A 15,433-nucleotide genomic window follows, 5' to 3' on the forward strand; every position below is an offset into this window, starting at 1 on the left:
CACTTTATCCCCTCAACGTGCCACCGGTGGCCTTGGTCACCTTCTCGACGACCTTGGCGCTCACCGCTTCGATGTCCTTGTCCTTCAGCGTTGTCTCCATGGGCTGCAACCGCACCGTCAGCGCCAGCGATTTCTTGCCCTCGCCCAAGGCGCCGCCGATGAATTCGTCAAATACCCGCACATCCGCGATCAGCGCCTTATCGGCGCCCATGGCGGCATTCACCAGCGTCAGCGCCTCCACCTCGGCATCCACGACAAAGGCAAAGTCACGCTCGACCGCCTGCAGATCGCTCAGCCGTAGCGCCGGGCGCGTCGCCCCAGATTTGCGCGGCAGCGGCACCTCGGCGGGCCAGAGGGTGAAGGCCATCGCAGGCCCCTTCACTCCCATGTCGCGCAGCACTTTCGGGTGCAGCTCCCCAAAGACGCCCAGCACCTTCTTGGGGCCAAGGCAGATCTTGCCGTGGCGACCGGGGTGCCACCATGCGTCCCCGCCGCGCAGGATCTGCACCTTGGCGGGCGCGCCCATGGCGCTCAGGATCGCCTCGGCATCCGCCTTCACGTCGAACACATCCACATCGCGCGCGGCCCCCAGCACGTCCTTGGGTCCGGTGCGCCCGACCAAAAGGCCCGTCACCTGCGTATGCTGCTCACCGGGCTCACCACCGCTGAACGCCGGGCCGACCTCGAACAGGGCGATATGCGCCGCGCCGCGCGCCTGATTGCGCGCCGCCGCCTGCAACAGGCCGGGCAGCAGATCGGGGCGCATGTGGCTCATATCCGCGCTGATCGGGTTTTCCAGCTGCGCAGCCTCCGTTCCCCCGCCGAACAGCGCCGCCGCAGCGCGGTCGATAAAGCTGTAGGTCACGCATTCATGATAGCCCAGCGCCGCCGCCGTGCGCCGTGCCGTGGTCTCGCGCCGCTGTGCCGCCGACAGCACCGGGCGCGGTACGCCGTCGCCCAGCCGCGGCAACGGCACGCCCTTGAGCTTGGTCAGCGAGGCCACCCGCGCGACCTCTTCCACCAGATCGGCCTCTCCCTGCACATCCGGGCGCCAGCTGGGCACCTGCGCCATGTCGCCCTCGAGCTGAAAGCCCAGTGCGGTCAGCGTCTGCCGCTGCGCGCTCTCGGCAATCTCCATCCCGACAAGGGAAACGACCCGTTTGGTATCCAGCCGGTAGGCGCGCGATGTATCCGGCACCGTCCCCGCGATCACCACCTCGGAGGCCTCGCCGCCCGCGTGATCCAAAATCATCCGCGTCGCGTGCTCGATCCCGTAGGGTGTCCACGCGGGGTCGATCCCCCGCTCGAACCGATAGCGCGCGTCCGAATTGATCTTGAGCGCGCGGCCCGTGTACGCCGTGCGCACCGGATCAAAATACGCGGCCTCGACAAAGACATTCACCGTCTCATCCGTCACGCCGGAGGCAAGCCCCCCCATCACGCCACCGATACTCTCCGGCCCGTTCGCGTCCGAGATCAGCGCCATCCCCGCGCTGAAGGTATATTCCTTCTCATCCAGCCCCACGAGGGTCTCACCGCCCGCCGCGCGGTGCACCCGCAAGGCATTCCCGGCAATTTTGTCCGCGTCGAACACGTGCAGCGGCCGGTTGCGGTCGAAGGTGAAGAAGTTGGTCACATCCACCAGAAAGCTGATCGGCCGCAGGCCAATCGCGCGCAGCCGGTCCTGAAGCCACGCGGGGCTCGGCCCGTTCTTGACGCCCCGGATCACCCGCCCGTAGAACACCGGGCACTGATCCAGCGTATCGTCGTCGATCGTCACGCTGACGGGACAGGGGAACGCCCCCTCCACCGCATCGCACTCACGCTTTTTCAGCTTGCCCAGCCCCCGTGCCGCCAGATCGCGCGCGATGCCGCGCACGCCCAGCGCATCGGGGCGGTTGGGCGTGATCGCGATCTCGATCACCGGATCGACCTTGGCCGGATCGTTCTCCGCCAGCCAGTCCACGAAACTGTCCCCGACCTTGCCCGAGGGCAGCTCGATAATGCCATCATGCTCGTCCGACAGCTCCAGCTCCCGCTCGGAGGCCATCATGCCGAAACTCTCGATCCCCCGGATCTTGCCCACGCCGATGGTCGTGTCGATACCGGGCACATAGACGCCGGGCTTCGCGACCACCACGGTGATGCCCTCGCGCGCGTTGGGCGCACCGCAGATGATCTGCTGCACGCCTTCGTCGGTCTGCACCTGACAGACGCGCAAGCGGTCCGCATCGGGGTGCTTTTCGGCGCTTTCCACATAGCCCAGCGTAAACTCGGCCAGCCGCGCGCCGCGATCCTCGACCCCCTCGACCTCAAGGCCAAGATCGGTCAGCGCATAGGTAATCTCGTCGAGCGAGGCGGTCGTCTCAAGATGATCCTTGAGCCAGGAGAGTGTGAATTTCATCGCGGGCGTCCTTGCGTGGGTGTGGCGATTGCCTACCCCCAAAGCCCCGCGTGTTCAAGGATAGCGCGGCGCCCGGCCGGCCAGTTGATCCAGCTGCCAGCCGATCCAGCCATGGGGGATGAAATGCCCGCCCGGATGGGTGTCGAGCGTGACGCGCCCCTCCGCACAGTCCCACACGCTGCGCGAGATCGTCAGGAAGTCGCGAATGCTATACGCCGGGCGCGGCTCGGCCGCGTCGCAGCCCATCGTCTCGCGCCACAGCTTGACCGCATGGGTTTCGTCCCCGCCCGGCCCAAATGGATAGCGCAACACCGGATCGCCCAGCCCGTGCACATGACGCACGTCCGCCGGGTGGGTCGCACAACCGCTGTCCTGCGGGATCGTGCCGCTGATCGCCAGCAGGGCGGCGATGGGCAGCGGGCTTTCGCAGGCAAACCGCCACGCCATCGCGCCACCGTAGGAATAGCCCGAAACATAGATGCGTGCGGGATCAATCGGATACCGCTTTGCCGCATCCGCGATCACGGCGGCGGCAAAGGCGCTGTCATCGCTGCCCGGCCCCCAGAAATCCCACGTCTTGCCCCGCCCGTTGGGCGCCAGCAGCAACACACCGCGATTGCGCGTATGCCCCGAAATCCGGTCGTGATTGACGATCAGATCCCCCTGCCGCCCCCAGCCATGAAAATGCAGCAGCACCGGCATCGGCGTGGCGCCGTCCCAATCATCGGGCGCGCGCACATGATACGAACGATCCCCCAACACACAGGCGTCCCGCCCCTCGCAGGCGTCTTTCCACGGGCCCATGGCGGGCAGGATCAGGGCAATCAGAACAAACAGAATTCTCATGCCCGCACCTTCGCGCGGCCGCGCGCGCCTGTCACGTCACAAAACCGTCGGTCAGTCCTCAAACCGCTCCGCCAGATCCTGCGCGTCGCCCATCCGGTACAGCCGGACCTCGCGCAACAGCCGCAACGTCGGCTTGGCCGCAAAACAGAGCGACCCGATGAGGAAAAGCCACGTGCCCGTGGTCTGCCACGCCTCGGAGAAAAACATCACCGAGCCCACCACGAACAGCAGCGCGGCAGTGAAATCGACGACCGTATAGGCCAGCTCGAACCGAGCGTAGAGCTTGCGGTGCGCGTCTGAATCGTGCCGGCGGCTGCGGTGAAAGAGGGTCATCTGTGCTTCCTTCTTCCGCACCCCGTGGCTTAGCGGCTCAACCCGCCGTGCAAATTCGGCTGATCCAGCGAGGCAAAGCCGTAGTGCCGCAGCCAGCGCAGATCGCTGTCAAAGAACGCGCGCAGATCGGGGATGCCGTATTTCAGCATCGCAATCCGGTCGATCCCCATGCCAAAGGCAAAGCCCTGATAGACCTCCGGATCGATCCCGCCGGCCGCCAGCACCTTGGGGTGCACCATGCCGCTGCCCAGCACCTCCATCCAGCCGTCGCCCTCGCCGATGCGCAATTGCCCATCGACCCAAGAGCACTGGATATCCACCTCCGCCGATGGCTCGGTAAAGGGGAAGTGCGAGGCGCGGAAGCGTGTCTTGATCCCGTCGATCTCAAAGAACGCAGAGAAGAATTCCTCCAGCGTCCACTTGAGGTTCGCCATCGAAATATCGCGGTCCAGACACAGCCCCTCGACCTGATGGAACATCGGCGTGTGCGTCTGGTCATAGTCGGCGCGGTAGACACCGCCGGGGCAGATGATGCGCAACGGCGCGCCCTGCGCCTCCATCGTGCGGATCTGCACGGGGGAGGTGTGGGTGCGCAGCACGTGGGGCGGGCGATTGTCGCCCTCGGCGCGCGCCATGTAGAACGTGTCCATCTCGGCCCGCGCGGGGTGGTGGCCGGGGATGTTGAGCGCGTCGAAATTGTACCAATCCGTGTCGATGCGCGGCCCTTCGGCCACCGAAAATCCCATCTCGGCGAAAATCGCCGTCAGCTCTTCGGTCACCTGGCTGACGGGATGGATGCTGCCCATGGGCCGCTCCCGCGCGGGCAGGGTCACGTCGAGCCATTCCGCGCGCAACCGCTCGTCGAGTGCCGCATCGGCCAGTGCTGACTTCTTCGCCGCCAGCGCCGAATTGATCTCGTCCTTGAGCGCGTTGAGCGCGGGGCCTGCGGTCTGCCGCTCTTCGGGGGTCATGCGGCCCAGCTCGCGCATCTTCAGCGCTACCTCGCCCTTCTTGCCGACGGCGGCCAGACGGATGTCTTCCAGTGCGGCCTCATCGGCGGCACCGGCAATTTGGCTCAGGTACTTTTGCTTCAGATCATCCATGACGGGCCCCTTGATACGATGCGACTTCTGCTAGCAGAACGGACGCCAAACGCAAGGCAGCCGCGGCGCGTGTCGTTTTCTTTAAAAGAAAACGGTCGGAATTTTTGGAAAATTCCGGCTACAGTCGCAGATGTCAGATCCCCACCGAAAAGGACACCCCATGGCCATCACCGGACGCTGCTACTGCGGCGCATGCACCTACGAAGTCACCGGCGACATCCAGTGGCAGGCGCAATGCCTGTGCCGCGAATGTCAGTATATCTCGGGCGGGGGCCCGAATTTCTTCATGCTGGTGAATGAGACCGACTATGCCATCACAAAAGGTACGCCCAGCCAGTTCACCCGCAGCGACATCGAGAACCCGCGCACCCGCGATTTCTGCCCCACCTGCGGTACCCATCTGAACACAAGGATCAAGGAGCGCGGCGCCGTTGTGGTCAAGGTCGGCACGCTTGACGACCCATCGGTCTACGACGGGCCGCAGATGGCGATCTATGCCTGCGACCGCCAGCCCTTTCACGCGCTGGCCGAGGGCATGCCCGTCGCCGACAAACGCCCCTGACCCACGAAAAAAGCCGCCCCCCGGACAGGGAGCGGCCAGATGTCTCGGCAAGAGGCGCGCTTACGCGGCCAGCTTGTCCTGCGCCTGACGCACGATGGCAGCAAATGCCTCGGGCTCGTTCACGGCGAGATCGGCCAGAACCTTGCGATCCACTTCAATGCCCGCCAGCGTCAGACCGTTGATGAAACGGCTGTATGTCAGCGTTTCGTCATGGGCGCGCACGGCGGCGTTGATCCGCTGGATCCACAGCGCGCGGAAGTTGCGCTTGCGGTTCTTGCGGTCACGTGTGGCGTATTGGTTGGCCTTGTCGACCGCCTGCGTGGCGACCTTGAAGGTATTCTTGCGACGACCGTAATAGCCCTTTGCGGCCTTGACGATCTTCTTGTGGCGCGCGTGGGCGACTGTTCCACCTTTGGTACGGGACATATCAGGAACTCCTTATCAGCGGTCGTAGGGCATGAAGCCCTTGATGATCTTTGCATCCGGCTCCGACAGAACTGTCGTGCCGCGTGCGTCGCGGATGAACTTCTTGCTCCGCTTGATCATGCCGTGGCGCTTGCCGGCCTGACCCCCGATGACCTTCCCGGTCGCCGAGATCTTGAAGCGCTTCTTGGCGCTCGACTTCGTCTTCATCTTGGGCATTTCCGTCTCCTATCGTCTACGGTTTACGCACGACTCGGCATGCCACTTCCGGCCGGCCGTGCAGGATGAGAGCGGGCTATAGGCCATGCCCCGCCGCAGTACAAGCCCGATCTTGACCGCGCGTGGCCCGCTTGCCACGTTGCCCCCATGCAAACCGACTGGACCCTGCACTGGCTTGAGGCACTGCGCCCCTTCAGCACCGATCAGCAATCCGCGATCAGCCGGGCGGTGGATGCCGCCCATGCGAGCCTTGCCGCGCAAATGCCCCCGCCCCGGCTCGACATGCTGATCGCCGCGCGCAGCCCCGATTGGGTGATCGACGGGATGGGCCTTTCGGGCATGGCCTACCTCGACAAGCTGATGGCGATGAACTGTGACCCCACCAGCCCCGATCTGCTGCGCAGCTGCGAGACGGGCGCCTTTTCCCGGCAGGTGCTGCACGAGGTCAACCATTGCCTGCGCATGACCGGGCCGGGCTATGGCCGCACGCTGGGCGAGGCCATGGTCAGCGAAGGATTGGCCGGGCATTTCGTGATCCACCTGATGCAGAGCGCGCCCGAAAGGTGGGAGCAGCCTTTCCCCCCGGAAGAGCGTGCCGCCCTCCTGCCCGATGCAGCCACACTGAACGCACCGGGATACGATCACGCCGCGTGGTTCTTCGGCACCGGCGATCTGCCGCATTGGGCGGGCTACCGATTGGGGTTTGCGCTGGTGGCGGATTGGTGGGCGCAGCACCCGACGCGGGCACTGGACGCGCTGATCCACACGCCCGCCGCCGACGTGCTGGCCGTTCAGGGCATGTAGCGCGCGATCACGTTGACGAATACATCCGGGATTTCCTGCAAGCTATAGCCGCCCGCCTTGCCTTGCATGGCAAAGACGATCAGCCCGCCCGCAATCAGGATCGTGATCGCCGAGGCGCGCGGTGCGCGTCTGTCACTGATTGCCGACAGGATCGACGGAACAGAAAACGCGGCGATAATGATCCCCAGAACCAACGCCAGATCCGTATCCATATTCAGCCCTCTCGCTTGCGTGAGCCGAGTCTACTCAGGATCGGAGGCGAAAATCAAACGTTCATCACAGGGGGCGACGCGCAGGATGTTGGTACTGCCCGGCACGTTGAAGGGCACCCCGGCGGTGACGACGACAAAATCCGCCTCAGTGGCGAATCCTTCCTCCCGCGCGGCCCGCGCCGCACTGACCACCGCTTTCTTGAACCGATCCAGCGCACCGGTCTGCACGCAATTCACACCCCAGCTCAGCGCCAGACGGCGCGCAGTGCCCTCCAGCGGCGTCAGCGCGATGATCGGCACCCGCGGGCGTTCGCGCGCAATCAACAGCGCCGTGGTGCCCGATTGCGTGAAACAGCAGATCGCCTTGACGTCCGTCGTCTCCGCAATTTCCCGCGCCGCCGACACGATGGCGTCCGCAATGCTCGACCGTGCGGGCGTGCGCGAGGATTCGATGATCTGCGTATAGGTCGGGTCAACCTCGACCTCGCGCGCGACACTGTCCATCGTGCTCACGGCCTCCAGCGGATAGCTGCCCGCCGCCGATTCCGCCGACAGCATCACCGCATCCGCGCCCTCGTAAATCGCCGTCGCCACGTCCGACACCTCGGCCCGCGTGGGCATCGGGCTTTCGATCATGCTTTCCAGCATCTGCGTGGCCACGATCACGGGTTTGCCCACGCTGCGACACTTGCGCACCAGACGCTTCTGGATAGGCGGCACCGAGGACACCGGCAATTCGACCCCAAGATCGCCGCGCGCCACCATGATGCCATCGCTGACCTCAAGGATATCGTCAAAATGCTCCAGCGCCGTAGGCTTCTCGATCTTCGACAGGATCGCCGCCCGGCCCTTGGCCAGTTCCCGGGCCTCCGTCACATCCTCGGGCCGCTGCACAAAGCTCAGCGCCAGCCAATCCACGCCCAGTTCACAGACGAACTCCAGATCGGCGCGGTCCTTGTCGCTGAGGGCTGCCAGCGGCAGCACCACATCGGGCACGTTCACGCCCTTGCGGTTGGAAATCGTCCCCCCGGTGACGACCTCACACTCCGCAAAATCCCCGGCGCAGTCCTTCACGACCAGCTCGATCTTGCCGTCGTTGACCAACAGATGCGCGCCGGGCTTGAGCGCCGCAAAAATCTCTGGGTGTGGCAGGCACACGCGCGTCGCATCCCCCTCCGCCCGGTCCAGATCCAGCCGGAACGCGGCCCCCGGCGCCAGTTCCTCGGATCCATTGGCGAACACGCCCACGCGCAGCTTTGGCCCCTGCAAATCCGCAAGAATGGCAATCGTCGACCCGGTGCGTGCCTCGACATCGCGAATGGCGGCGTGTTTGGCCGCGATCTCTTCGTGGCTGCCGTGGCTCATGTTGAGCCGGAACACATCCGCGCCGGTCCGGTGCAGGCTCTCGATCATCTCGACCGTCTCCGAAGCCGGTCCCAGCGTCGCCACGATCTTTACGTTCCGTTGCCGTTTCATCTCTGCACTCTCCTGCTCATCCGCGTGTTTGACGGGGTTTCCGTCGATGATAGCGATAACATACCGCAAGCCGACGCCAAGCGCCACGGCTTTCCCCCTGACTACCGACGAAGTGTAACAGTTCCAAGTGTCGCTTGACCGAGCGGCACCTCCCGCCCATCTAAGAGGCAGACCCGCATAAGGAGCCCGCCCCATGTCCACCCCCACGCAAACCGAAATCGAACTCCAGGCCGCCGCCTTCCGCCGCCTGCAAAAGCATCTCATGCAGGATCGCCCGGACGTGCAGAACATCGACATGATGAACCTTACCGGTTTTTGCCGGAATTGCCTGAGCCGCTGGTATCAGGAAGCCGCCGCCGAGCGCGGCATCGAAATGGGCAAAGAGGAGGCGCGCGAGCTGTTCTACGGGATGACCATGGACGCGTGGAAATCCACCCACCAGACCGACGCCACCGGCGCCCAGCAAGAAGCGTTCAAGACCGCATTCGCTGAAAACGTCGGCAAGGACTAGGCGCCCGGAGGCGGGCTCCGATGAACGCCCCATCCCGCCCGAATATATCCTTTGACAGATTCTGCAAAAGGCGTAGAGCGAGCGCAGTGACGTAACCTTTTGCTGTGGTGATTCCATCATGCTCTCACTCGCGCTTCTGCCGGCCTTGCTGGCGGTGGCCCTCCTGATCGGCGCCTTCGACGGCGCTGACGGGGACCAGAACGACCTGACTTCGGATGCCGAAGACACCGAAGATACTCCCGACGATTCACAAAATCCGGCCCGCGATCCCCTGACCGCGCTCATCGCAAACGATGACGCGACGACGATCACAGGCACGCAAGGCGCCGACCGCATCATCGGCAACGATCTAGGCAATGACATCCGCGGCGGCGATGGCGGCGACGACATCGACGGGCGCGCGGGCGACGACACCATCGCCGGGGACGCGGGCGACGATACGCTGCGCGCGGGCGACGGCGACGATGAGGTCTCGGGCGGCGCAGGCGACGACCGCGTGCTGCTGGAAGCGGGCGATGACGCCTACCTGGCCGAAAGCGATCTGTCCGAATTCGCGGGCAACGATACCGTGCGCGGTGGCGCGGGTCGCGATTTCATCGTCGATCAGCAAGGCGCAAACGATCTGCGTGGCGAACTGGGGCGCGACACGCTGGTAGCCTTCGATGCACTCAGCGAAGTGGGCCGCTACGACACCCCGGACGAAGTCGGCACGACCGATACGGTGTCAGGCGGCTTTGGCGACGACCGGCTCGCGGGCGATGCGGGCGATCTGCTGACCGGCGGCGCGGGCAGCGATGTCTTTTTCGTGACCGACACGGCGCAGACCGACCTCGCCGAGGTCCGCATCACCGACTTCTTGCCCGGAGAGGACGCACTGGTGATCGTTCAGCTCGACGGTGACACGGACGGAGCCGCCCTGACCTACGATGTGGTACAGGGCGGTGTCCGGGTGTCCTTCGACGGGCGCGCCGTGGCCTTCCTCGAAGGTCTGGACGGCGACGCGCTGCCCGCTATCGTGACCAGTCTGATCGAGTTGGGCGCGCTCGACAGCCAGTTGGCGTGAGCGCCGCGGCCGCGTGCAAACAAAGTCTCGGCGAGACTTTGCACCCAAAATTTCTACGAAATTTTGCAGCCGCGGCCGCAGAGATCAAACGGCGGCGCGGCGCATTTCGTCTAGGTAGATCTCGCGCAGCCGCGACGCCACGCGCCCCGGCGTGCCGTCGCCCAGCGCCACCCCGTCGATCTCCACGACCGGCATCACGAACGCACTGGCGGATGTGGTAAACGCCTCATCCGCCGCCTTCGCCTCGTCGATGGTGAACGACCGCTCCTCGACCTCCATCTGCGCCTCACGGGCAAAGCGCAGCACCGCCGCGCGGGTGATCCCGTGCAGGATCTCGTTGCCCAGGTGCCGCGTGATGATCCGGTTGCCCTTCACGATATAGGCGTTGTTCGATGTCCCTTCGGTGACAAAGCCATCCTCGACCATCCAGGCGTCGTCACAGCCTGCTTTCTTGGCCATCATCTTGCCCATCGACGGATACAGCAGCTGCACGGTCTTGATGTCCCGACGGCCCCAGCGGATATCCTCGATGCTGATCACCTTCGCGCCGCGCTTGGCCGCGGGGCTATCGGCAAGCCCCGGTTTGTTTTGTGTGAACAGGACAACCGTCGGCGGCGTGTCGGGATCGGGGAATGCAAAATCACGGTCCCCGTCAGAGCCGCGGGTGATCTGCAGATACACCAACCCCTCGTCGATCTCATTGGCGCGCACCAGTTCGCGGTGCACCTCCAGCAGATCCTCCTTGCTGATCGGATGCGCAATCTCGAGCTCCGCAAGCGATCGCGCAAGGCGCACCGCATGGCCCTCGAAATCGATCAGCTTGCCGCCCAGAACACTGGTCACCTCATAGACACCATCAGCCATCAAAAAGCCGCGATCAAAGATCGAAACAGTGGCTTCCGTCTCGGGCATATACTCGCCGTTCACGTATACAGTGCGCATGTCAAACTCCGTCAGTGCAGCCCCGTCGGGGCGTTATCCTTGTCTATTCGCCCACCACCGGTCCGGCCAGTGGCACAGTGTCCCGCCTGAAGACTCCGACAAGCGCAGGCCAACCCACCAACGCTTGCCCTTCAGGGTCCGCTCAGCGTCCGCCCAACGGGCGCGCGCGTCACTGCGGCAGCGCTTTGCCCCGCAAAGCGCGAGAGCAGCCGTGAACGGCTGAAACCCTCCCCCGGAGGGTTTCCGAGACGCCTGCCGGGGCTCCCGCCCGTGAACGGCTGAAACTCTCCCCCGGAGGGTTTCCGAGACGCCGTTCACCCCCAAAGACCCACTTCGGGGGGGTGCACGCCGGCCCCGTCAAACAGCAACGGCGGGTCGCGATCCTCGGCGAGCAACAACGGGCCATCTAGATCCACCACCTTCGCCCCCTGCGCCACCAACGTCGCGGGCGCCATCGCCAGCGATGAGCCGACCATGCACCCCACCATCACATCGTAGCCCTCGGCCAAAGCCGCCGAACGCAACGCCAGAGCTTCCGTCAGCCCCCCGGTCTTGTCGAGCTTGATGTTCACCACATCGTACTTGCCCCGCAACGACGCCAAACTCCCCCGGTCGTGACAGCTCTCATCCGCGCAGACCGGCACCGGACGCGCCATCCCGATCAGCGCCTCATCCTCCCCGGCGGGCAAGGGCTGCTCGACCAGAGCCACGCCCAGACGCACCAGATGCGGCGCCAGATCCGCGTAGACCTCCGCCGACCATCCCTCATTGGCATCCACGATGATCACCGCATCGGGCGCCCCCGCCCGCACGGCCTCTAGCCGGGGCATATCGTCCGGCGTGCCAAGCTTGATCTTCAACAACGGACGCGCCGCATGCACCGCCGCCTGCGCCCGCATCGCCTCCGGCGTATCGAGCGACAGCGTATAGGCCGTCACTTCCGGCCCGGGCTGCGCCAATCCGGCCAATTCCCACACCCGCTTGCCCGCGCGCTTGGCTTCCAGATCCCACAGCGCACAATCCACCGCGTTCCGCGCCGCTCCGGCAGGCAACAAATCATACAGGCCCGCCCGATCGAACGACCCCGGCAGTCCCTCGATCTGCGCGGTCACACTGTCCAACGTCTCGCCGTAGCGCGCGTAGGGCACACATTCACCCCACCCTGCGGCATCCCCGTCGCGCAGACGCACGGTCAACACTTCCGCCTGCGTGCGCGACCCGCGCGAGATCGTGAACACCTGCGCCAGCCGGAACACATCCCGCGTCACCTCAACCTGCATCGCTCACCCCGCAAAAGTACACAAAGCCCCGCTCCTGCACCCTTTCAAAAATACCTGAATCCGACAGCGGCAAAACCACAAGACGCCTGCGATCAAAGCGCCTCCAGCGCCTGCGCCAGGCGATCCGCCCCGTGCCGGAACGGATCCACCGCGGGCAGCCCCATCTCCGCCTCGACCTTCTTCAGATAGGCCGTGGCCTCCGCATCGCTCAGATGCTGCGTGTTCACCGCAATGCCCACCACCTGACAGCCGGGGTTCGCCACCCGCGCCAGCGTCAGCGCCACGTCGCGGATATCCGCCATCTCCGGCACCGCGTAATCGGGCAACCCCCGCATATGCGGGCGCGTCGGCTCATGACACACGATCAGCGCGTCCGGCTGCCCGCCGTGCACCAGCGCCATCGTCACCCCGGAATAGCTCACGTGGAAAAGCGAGCCCTGCCCCTCGATCACATCCCAATGATCCGCGTCATTGTCGGGCGTCAGATACTCCACCGCGCCCGCCATGAAATCGGCCACAACCGCGTCCAGCGGCACGCCTTCCCCGGTGATCAGGATCCCCGTCTGCCCCGTCGCCCGAAAGGTCGATTTCATCCCGCGCTTGCGCATCGCCTCATCCAGCGCCAGCGCCGTGTACATCTTGCCGACCGAGCAATCGGTCCCCACCGCAAGCACCCGCTTGCCGCTGCGCTTGACACCGCTGGCGATCGGATACGCGACGCTGGGGATCCGCACATCGTGCAGCGCACAGCCGCGCTCTTCGGCCTTCTCGACCAGATCCGCCTCGTCCTCCAACAGGTTATGCAGCCCCGACGCGATGTCATACCCCATCTCCAGCGCGGCAAGCAGGACCTCTTTCCACGCCTTGGAAATGACCCCGCCCCGGTTCGCCACACCGATCACCAGCGTCTTGGCGCCCTTGGATTTCGCCTCCGCCAGCGTCATGTCGGCTAGCCCCACGTCGGCCTTGCAGCCTTCCATGCGCAGCTGACCCACCGCGTTGTCGGGGCGCCAGTCCTTGATGCCCTGCGCGACCTTGGCCGCCAATTGATCCGGCGCATCGCCGAGGAAAAGCAGGTAAGGTGTCTGGATCATGGTCCGAATCTCCGCACTGGGGTCAATTCCGGGCAGATTGCGCCAATGCGCAGCAAAAGCAATCGTCGCCCCCCGTCTGGCCCCATCTGGGCGCACGAATTGCTGAAAACTGGACCTACGCCCGCCCATTTTCTGCGCGCCGGAAAAATGCTGCAACTGCAAAAGCCGCTTGCAGCCCCCAGCGCAATTTTAGTATCGCTGCGCGCAGCTAAACGAAACAAAATGACCCCAAGGATCCCACCATGAGCTTCCGCCTGCAACCCACGCCGCCCGCCCGCCCCAACCGCTGCCAACTCTTCGGCCCGGGCTCCAACACCAAACTCTTCGCCAAAATGGCCGCCTCCGCCGCCGACGTCATCAACCTCGATCTCGAAGACAGCGTCGCCCCCACCGACAAGGACATGGCCCGCGCCAATGTGATCGAGGCGATCAATACCGTCGACTGGGGCAAGAAGACGCTTTCGGTACGCATCAACAGCCTCGACACCCCCTACTGGTACCGCGACGTGGTCGATCTGCTGGAACAAGCCTCCGAACGGCTCGACCAGATCATGATCCCCAAGGTCGGCTGCGCCGCAGACGTCTACGCCGTCGACGCGCTGGTAACGGCCGTCGAGGCCGCCAAGGGCCGCAGCAAACGCATCGCCCTCGAGGTCATCATCGAATCCGCCGCGGGCATTGCCCACGTCGAGGAAATCGCCGCCGCCTCCCCCCGTCTTGAGGCGATGAGCCTCGGCGCCGCCGATTTCGCGGCTTCCATGGGGATGCAGACCACGGGCATCGGCGGCACGCAGGAAAACTACTACATGCTGCACGAAGGCCAGAAACACTGGTCCGATCCATGGCACTGGGCGCAGACGGCCATCGTCGCCGCCTGCCGCACCCATGGCATCCTGCCGGTCGACGGGCCGTTCGGCGATTTCTCCGACGACGAAGGCTGCCGCGCGCAGGCGCGCCGCTCCGCCACGCTGGGCATGGTCGGCAAATGGGCCATCCACCCCAAACAGATCGCCATCAGCAACGAGGTCTTCACCCCCTCCGACGAGGCCGTTGCCGAGGCGCGCGAAATCCTCGCCGCCATGGAAGAGGCCAAGAAGAACGGCGAAGGGGCCACTGTCTACAAGGGCCGTCTCGTCGATATCGCCTCGATCAAACAGGCCGAGGTCATCGTGCGCCAGTCCGAAATGATCGCAAGCCAGTAAATGCAAAGCGGCCCGCCGGATCACCGACGGGCCGCACGCGCAAGGGCAACACCCCTCCCCAAAGGGGGTCGCTCATCTCACCTGGATGCCCCCATCCAGTTCCGGCTGTAGCGGGCCGGTCGACATATCGGTTTCAGCGATAAAGAAGGCCAGCGCCGTCACGGTCCCCAGCATCCCCGCAAGCGCGTAGTTCACCAGACCCATTGCAACCTTCCTTTCGACAAATTCCCGACACATTTGATGCCCGGACCATCGACAAGTTTCACCGTGATTTCAACAAATCCGCGCGAAACACACTGTTTCACCGCTCGAACCGGCCCCAATCCCGCCACATTCCCAAGATTGTCGCGGCATCGCCCCCCGATCCCCGCACACCAGGCCCAATGGGAGCACACCGCCTCCTCCCTGCACCCTTTCAAAAATACCTATATCCCGACGCCCGCCAGATGCGCCGCCGCCGCGATGACGCTACCCGCGCGCATCCTTGGGCGATCCCATCACCACATAGGACGTAATTGCCGACACCTGCGGCAGCGCGCCCAACCGGTCGGTATGAAACACCTTGTAGCTGGGCAGATCCGCACATTCGACGCGCAGGAGGTATTCGATCGTGCCCGTGATGTTGTGGCACTCCACCACCTCCGGCGCCCGCGCGATCGCGCGCTCAAATGCTTCCTGGCTGGCCTTGGAATGATCGCGCAGACCCACGCCGATATAGGCCACGAAACCGCGCCCCATCGCACCGCGGTCCAGCACCGCGCGGTAGCCCCGGATCACCCCGCACCGCTCCAGCACCTGCACCCTGCGCAGGCAGGCCGAGGGCGACAGCCCCACACGCTCCGCCAGCTCCAGATTGCTGATGCGCCCGTCAGAGGCCAGCACGCGCAATATCTCTTCGGATTTCTCGTCAATATCTGCCATTGATTGCAAAATCTCCCTGTCTGATCGACATTTTGCAA

At 64.8% G+C, this 15,433-nt stretch carries 18 protein-coding genes; 5 read left to right on the forward strand and 13 right to left on the reverse strand.

The annotated features are described in order from the left end of the window. Positions 1–4: 4 nt before the first annotated feature. The 4 genes from pheT to pheS are packed head-to-tail and all read right to left on the reverse strand — an operon-like array spanning position 5 to position 4,686. On the reverse strand, positions 5–2,404 hold the full coding sequence (pheT, locus tag KDD17_RS13035; RefSeq protein ID WP_212704054.1) for a phenylalanine--tRNA ligase subunit beta: 2,400 nt from the start codon (positions 2,402–2,404) through the stop codon (positions 5–7). Positions 2,405–2,458: 54 nt separating this feature from the next. Next, positions 2,459–3,250, reverse strand: coding sequence for a CE1 family esterase (locus tag KDD17_RS13040; RefSeq protein WP_212704055.1), 792 nt, complete (start codon positions 3,248–3,250; stop codon positions 2,459–2,461). 51 nt (positions 3,251–3,301) lie between these two features. After that, positions 3,302–3,583 carry a YrhK family protein gene (locus tag KDD17_RS13045; RefSeq protein WP_212704056.1) on the reverse strand — a complete coding sequence of 94 codons (282 nt, stop codon included), beginning with the start codon at positions 3,581–3,583 and terminating at the stop codon, positions 3,302–3,304. 29 nt (positions 3,584–3,612) lie between these two features. Beyond that, on the reverse strand, positions 3,613–4,686 hold the full coding sequence (gene pheS / locus KDD17_RS13050) for a phenylalanine--tRNA ligase subunit alpha (RefSeq protein ID WP_212704057.1): 1,074 nt from the start codon (positions 4,684–4,686) through the stop codon (positions 3,613–3,615). A gap of 160 nt (positions 4,687–4,846) precedes the next feature. On the opposite strand from pheS, the gene KDD17_RS13055 reads away from it, so the two are divergent. Further along, complete coding sequence (locus tag KDD17_RS13055) at positions 4,847–5,248, forward strand: GFA family protein (protein ID WP_212704058.1); 402 nt, start codon at positions 4,847–4,849, stop codon at positions 5,246–5,248. 60 nt (positions 5,249–5,308) lie between these two features. On the opposite strand, the gene rplT is transcribed toward KDD17_RS13055, so the two are convergent. Beyond that, the gene (gene rplT / locus KDD17_RS13060; protein ID WP_212704059.1) at positions 5,309–5,674 is read right to left on the reverse strand and encodes a 50S ribosomal protein L20; all 366 of its coding nucleotides are present in this window, start codon (positions 5,672–5,674) and stop codon (positions 5,309–5,311) included. 15 nt (positions 5,675–5,689) lie between these two features. Next, positions 5,690–5,890: a 50S ribosomal protein L35 gene (gene rpmI, locus KDD17_RS13065; RefSeq protein WP_212704060.1), complete on the reverse strand. Its 201-nt coding sequence runs from the start codon at positions 5,888–5,890 to the stop codon at positions 5,690–5,692. A gap of 147 nt (positions 5,891–6,037) precedes the next feature. On the opposite strand from rpmI, the gene KDD17_RS13070 reads away from it, so the two are divergent. Then, positions 6,038–6,694, forward strand: coding sequence for a DUF2268 domain-containing putative Zn-dependent protease (locus KDD17_RS13070; RefSeq protein ID WP_212704061.1), 657 nt, complete (start codon positions 6,038–6,040; stop codon positions 6,692–6,694). On the opposite strand, the gene KDD17_RS13075 is transcribed toward KDD17_RS13070, so the two are convergent. Then, a complete protein-coding gene (locus KDD17_RS13075) occupies positions 6,682–6,906 on the reverse strand; it encodes a hypothetical protein (protein WP_212704062.1) in 225 nt (74 codons plus the stop codon). The genes KDD17_RS13070 and KDD17_RS13075 overlap by 13 nt on opposite strands. A gap of 30 nt (positions 6,907–6,936) precedes the next feature. Further along, on the reverse strand, positions 6,937–8,382 hold the full coding sequence (gene pyk / locus KDD17_RS13080) for a pyruvate kinase (protein WP_212706239.1): 1,446 nt from the start codon (positions 8,380–8,382) through the stop codon (positions 6,937–6,939). Between the two features lie 193 nt (positions 8,383–8,575). On the opposite strand from pyk, the gene KDD17_RS13085 reads away from it, so the two are divergent. Further along, complete coding sequence (locus KDD17_RS13085) at positions 8,576–8,893, forward strand: DUF1244 domain-containing protein (protein ID WP_212704063.1); 318 nt, start codon at positions 8,576–8,578, stop codon at positions 8,891–8,893. Between the two features lie 118 nt (positions 8,894–9,011). After that, entirely contained in the window at positions 9,012–9,956 is a 945-nt protein-coding gene (locus KDD17_RS13090; protein ID WP_212704064.1) for a calcium-binding protein, read from the forward strand. Positions 9,957–10,040: 84 nt separating this feature from the next. On the opposite strand, the gene KDD17_RS13095 is transcribed toward KDD17_RS13090, so the two are convergent. The 3 genes from KDD17_RS13095 to dgcN form a co-directional block, all read right to left on the reverse strand. Next, the gene (locus tag KDD17_RS13095; RefSeq protein ID WP_212704065.1) at positions 10,041–10,898 is read right to left on the reverse strand and encodes a D-amino-acid transaminase; all 858 of its coding nucleotides are present in this window, start codon (positions 10,896–10,898) and stop codon (positions 10,041–10,043) included. A gap of 314 nt (positions 10,899–11,212) precedes the next feature. Next, positions 11,213–12,178, reverse strand: a complete 966-nt coding sequence (gene dgcA, locus KDD17_RS13100) for an N-acetyl-D-Glu racemase DgcA (protein WP_212704066.1) — start codon at positions 12,176–12,178, stop codon at positions 11,213–11,215. A gap of 92 nt (positions 12,179–12,270) precedes the next feature. Beyond that, positions 12,271–13,272: an N-acetyltransferase DgcN gene (gene dgcN, locus KDD17_RS13105; protein ID WP_212704067.1), complete on the reverse strand. Its 1,002-nt coding sequence runs from the start codon at positions 13,270–13,272 to the stop codon at positions 12,271–12,273. A 242-nt stretch (positions 13,273–13,514) separates the two neighbouring features. On the opposite strand from dgcN, the gene KDD17_RS13110 reads away from it, so the two are divergent. Beyond that, entirely contained in the window at positions 13,515–14,474 is a 960-nt protein-coding gene (locus tag KDD17_RS13110; protein ID WP_212704068.1) for an HpcH/HpaI aldolase/citrate lyase family protein, read from the forward strand. 72 nt (positions 14,475–14,546) lie between these two features. On the opposite strand, the gene KDD17_RS19030 is transcribed toward KDD17_RS13110, so the two are convergent. Together KDD17_RS19030 and KDD17_RS13115 are read right to left on the reverse strand one after the other, a co-directional pair. After that, positions 14,547–14,678 (reverse strand): hypothetical protein, encoded by a 132-nt coding sequence (locus KDD17_RS19030; protein ID WP_284438379.1) that lies wholly within the window; start codon positions 14,676–14,678, stop codon positions 14,547–14,549. 264 nt (positions 14,679–14,942) lie between these two features. Next, complete coding sequence (locus tag KDD17_RS13115; protein WP_212704069.1) at positions 14,943–15,395, reverse strand: Lrp/AsnC family transcriptional regulator; 453 nt, start codon at positions 15,393–15,395, stop codon at positions 14,943–14,945. Positions 15,396–15,433: the final 38 nt, after the last annotated feature.

Source organism: Sulfitobacter albidus, assembly GCF_018200035.1.
Lineage (GTDB): Bacteria > Pseudomonadota > Alphaproteobacteria > Rhodobacterales > Rhodobacteraceae > Sulfitobacter > Sulfitobacter albidus.

Coding starts and splice junctions, on each gene's coding strand:
- pheT (WP_212704054.1), bottom strand. CDS start 2,404: ATGAAATTCACACTCTCCTGGCTCAAGGATCATCTTGAGACGACCGCC.
- KDD17_RS13040 (WP_212704055.1), bottom strand. CDS start 3,250: ATGAGAATTCTGTTTGTTCTGATTGCCCTGATCCTGCCCGCCATGGGC.
- KDD17_RS13045 (WP_212704056.1), bottom strand. CDS start 3,583: ATGACCCTCTTTCACCGCAGCCGCCGGCACGATTCAGACGCGCACCGC.
- pheS (WP_212704057.1), bottom strand. CDS start 4,686: ATGGATGATCTGAAGCAAAAGTACCTGAGCCAAATTGCCGGTGCCGCC.
- KDD17_RS13055 (WP_212704058.1), top strand. CDS start 4,847: ATGGCCATCACCGGACGCTGCTACTGCGGCGCATGCACCTACGAAGTC.
- rplT (WP_212704059.1), bottom strand. CDS start 5,674: ATGTCCCGTACCAAAGGTGGAACAGTCGCCCACGCGCGCCACAAGAAG.
- rpmI (WP_212704060.1), bottom strand. CDS start 5,890: ATGCCCAAGATGAAGACGAAGTCGAGCGCCAAGAAGCGCTTCAAGATC.
- KDD17_RS13070 (WP_212704061.1), top strand. CDS start 6,038: ATGCAAACCGACTGGACCCTGCACTGGCTTGAGGCACTGCGCCCCTTC.
- KDD17_RS13075 (WP_212704062.1), bottom strand. CDS start 6,906: ATGGATACGGATCTGGCGTTGGTTCTGGGGATCATTATCGCCGCGTTT.
- pyk (WP_212706239.1), bottom strand. CDS start 8,382: ATGAAACGGCAACGGAACGTAAAGATCGTGGCGACGCTGGGACCGGCT.
- KDD17_RS13085 (WP_212704063.1), top strand. CDS start 8,576: ATGTCCACCCCCACGCAAACCGAAATCGAACTCCAGGCCGCCGCCTTC.
- KDD17_RS13090 (WP_212704064.1), top strand. CDS start 9,012: ATGCTCTCACTCGCGCTTCTGCCGGCCTTGCTGGCGGTGGCCCTCCTG.
- KDD17_RS13095 (WP_212704065.1), bottom strand. CDS start 10,898: ATGCGCACTGTATACGTGAACGGCGAGTATATGCCCGAGACGGAAGCC.
- dgcA (WP_212704066.1), bottom strand. CDS start 12,178: ATGCAGGTTGAGGTGACGCGGGATGTGTTCCGGCTGGCGCAGGTGTTC.
- dgcN (WP_212704067.1), bottom strand. CDS start 13,272: ATGATCCAGACACCTTACCTGCTTTTCCTCGGCGATGCGCCGGATCAA.
- KDD17_RS13110 (WP_212704068.1), top strand. CDS start 13,515: ATGAGCTTCCGCCTGCAACCCACGCCGCCCGCCCGCCCCAACCGCTGC.
- KDD17_RS19030 (WP_284438379.1), bottom strand. CDS start 14,678: ATGGGTCTGGTGAACTACGCGCTTGCGGGGATGCTGGGGACCGTGACG.
- KDD17_RS13115 (WP_212704069.1), bottom strand. CDS start 15,395: ATGGCAGATATTGACGAGAAATCCGAAGAGATATTGCGCGTGCTGGCC.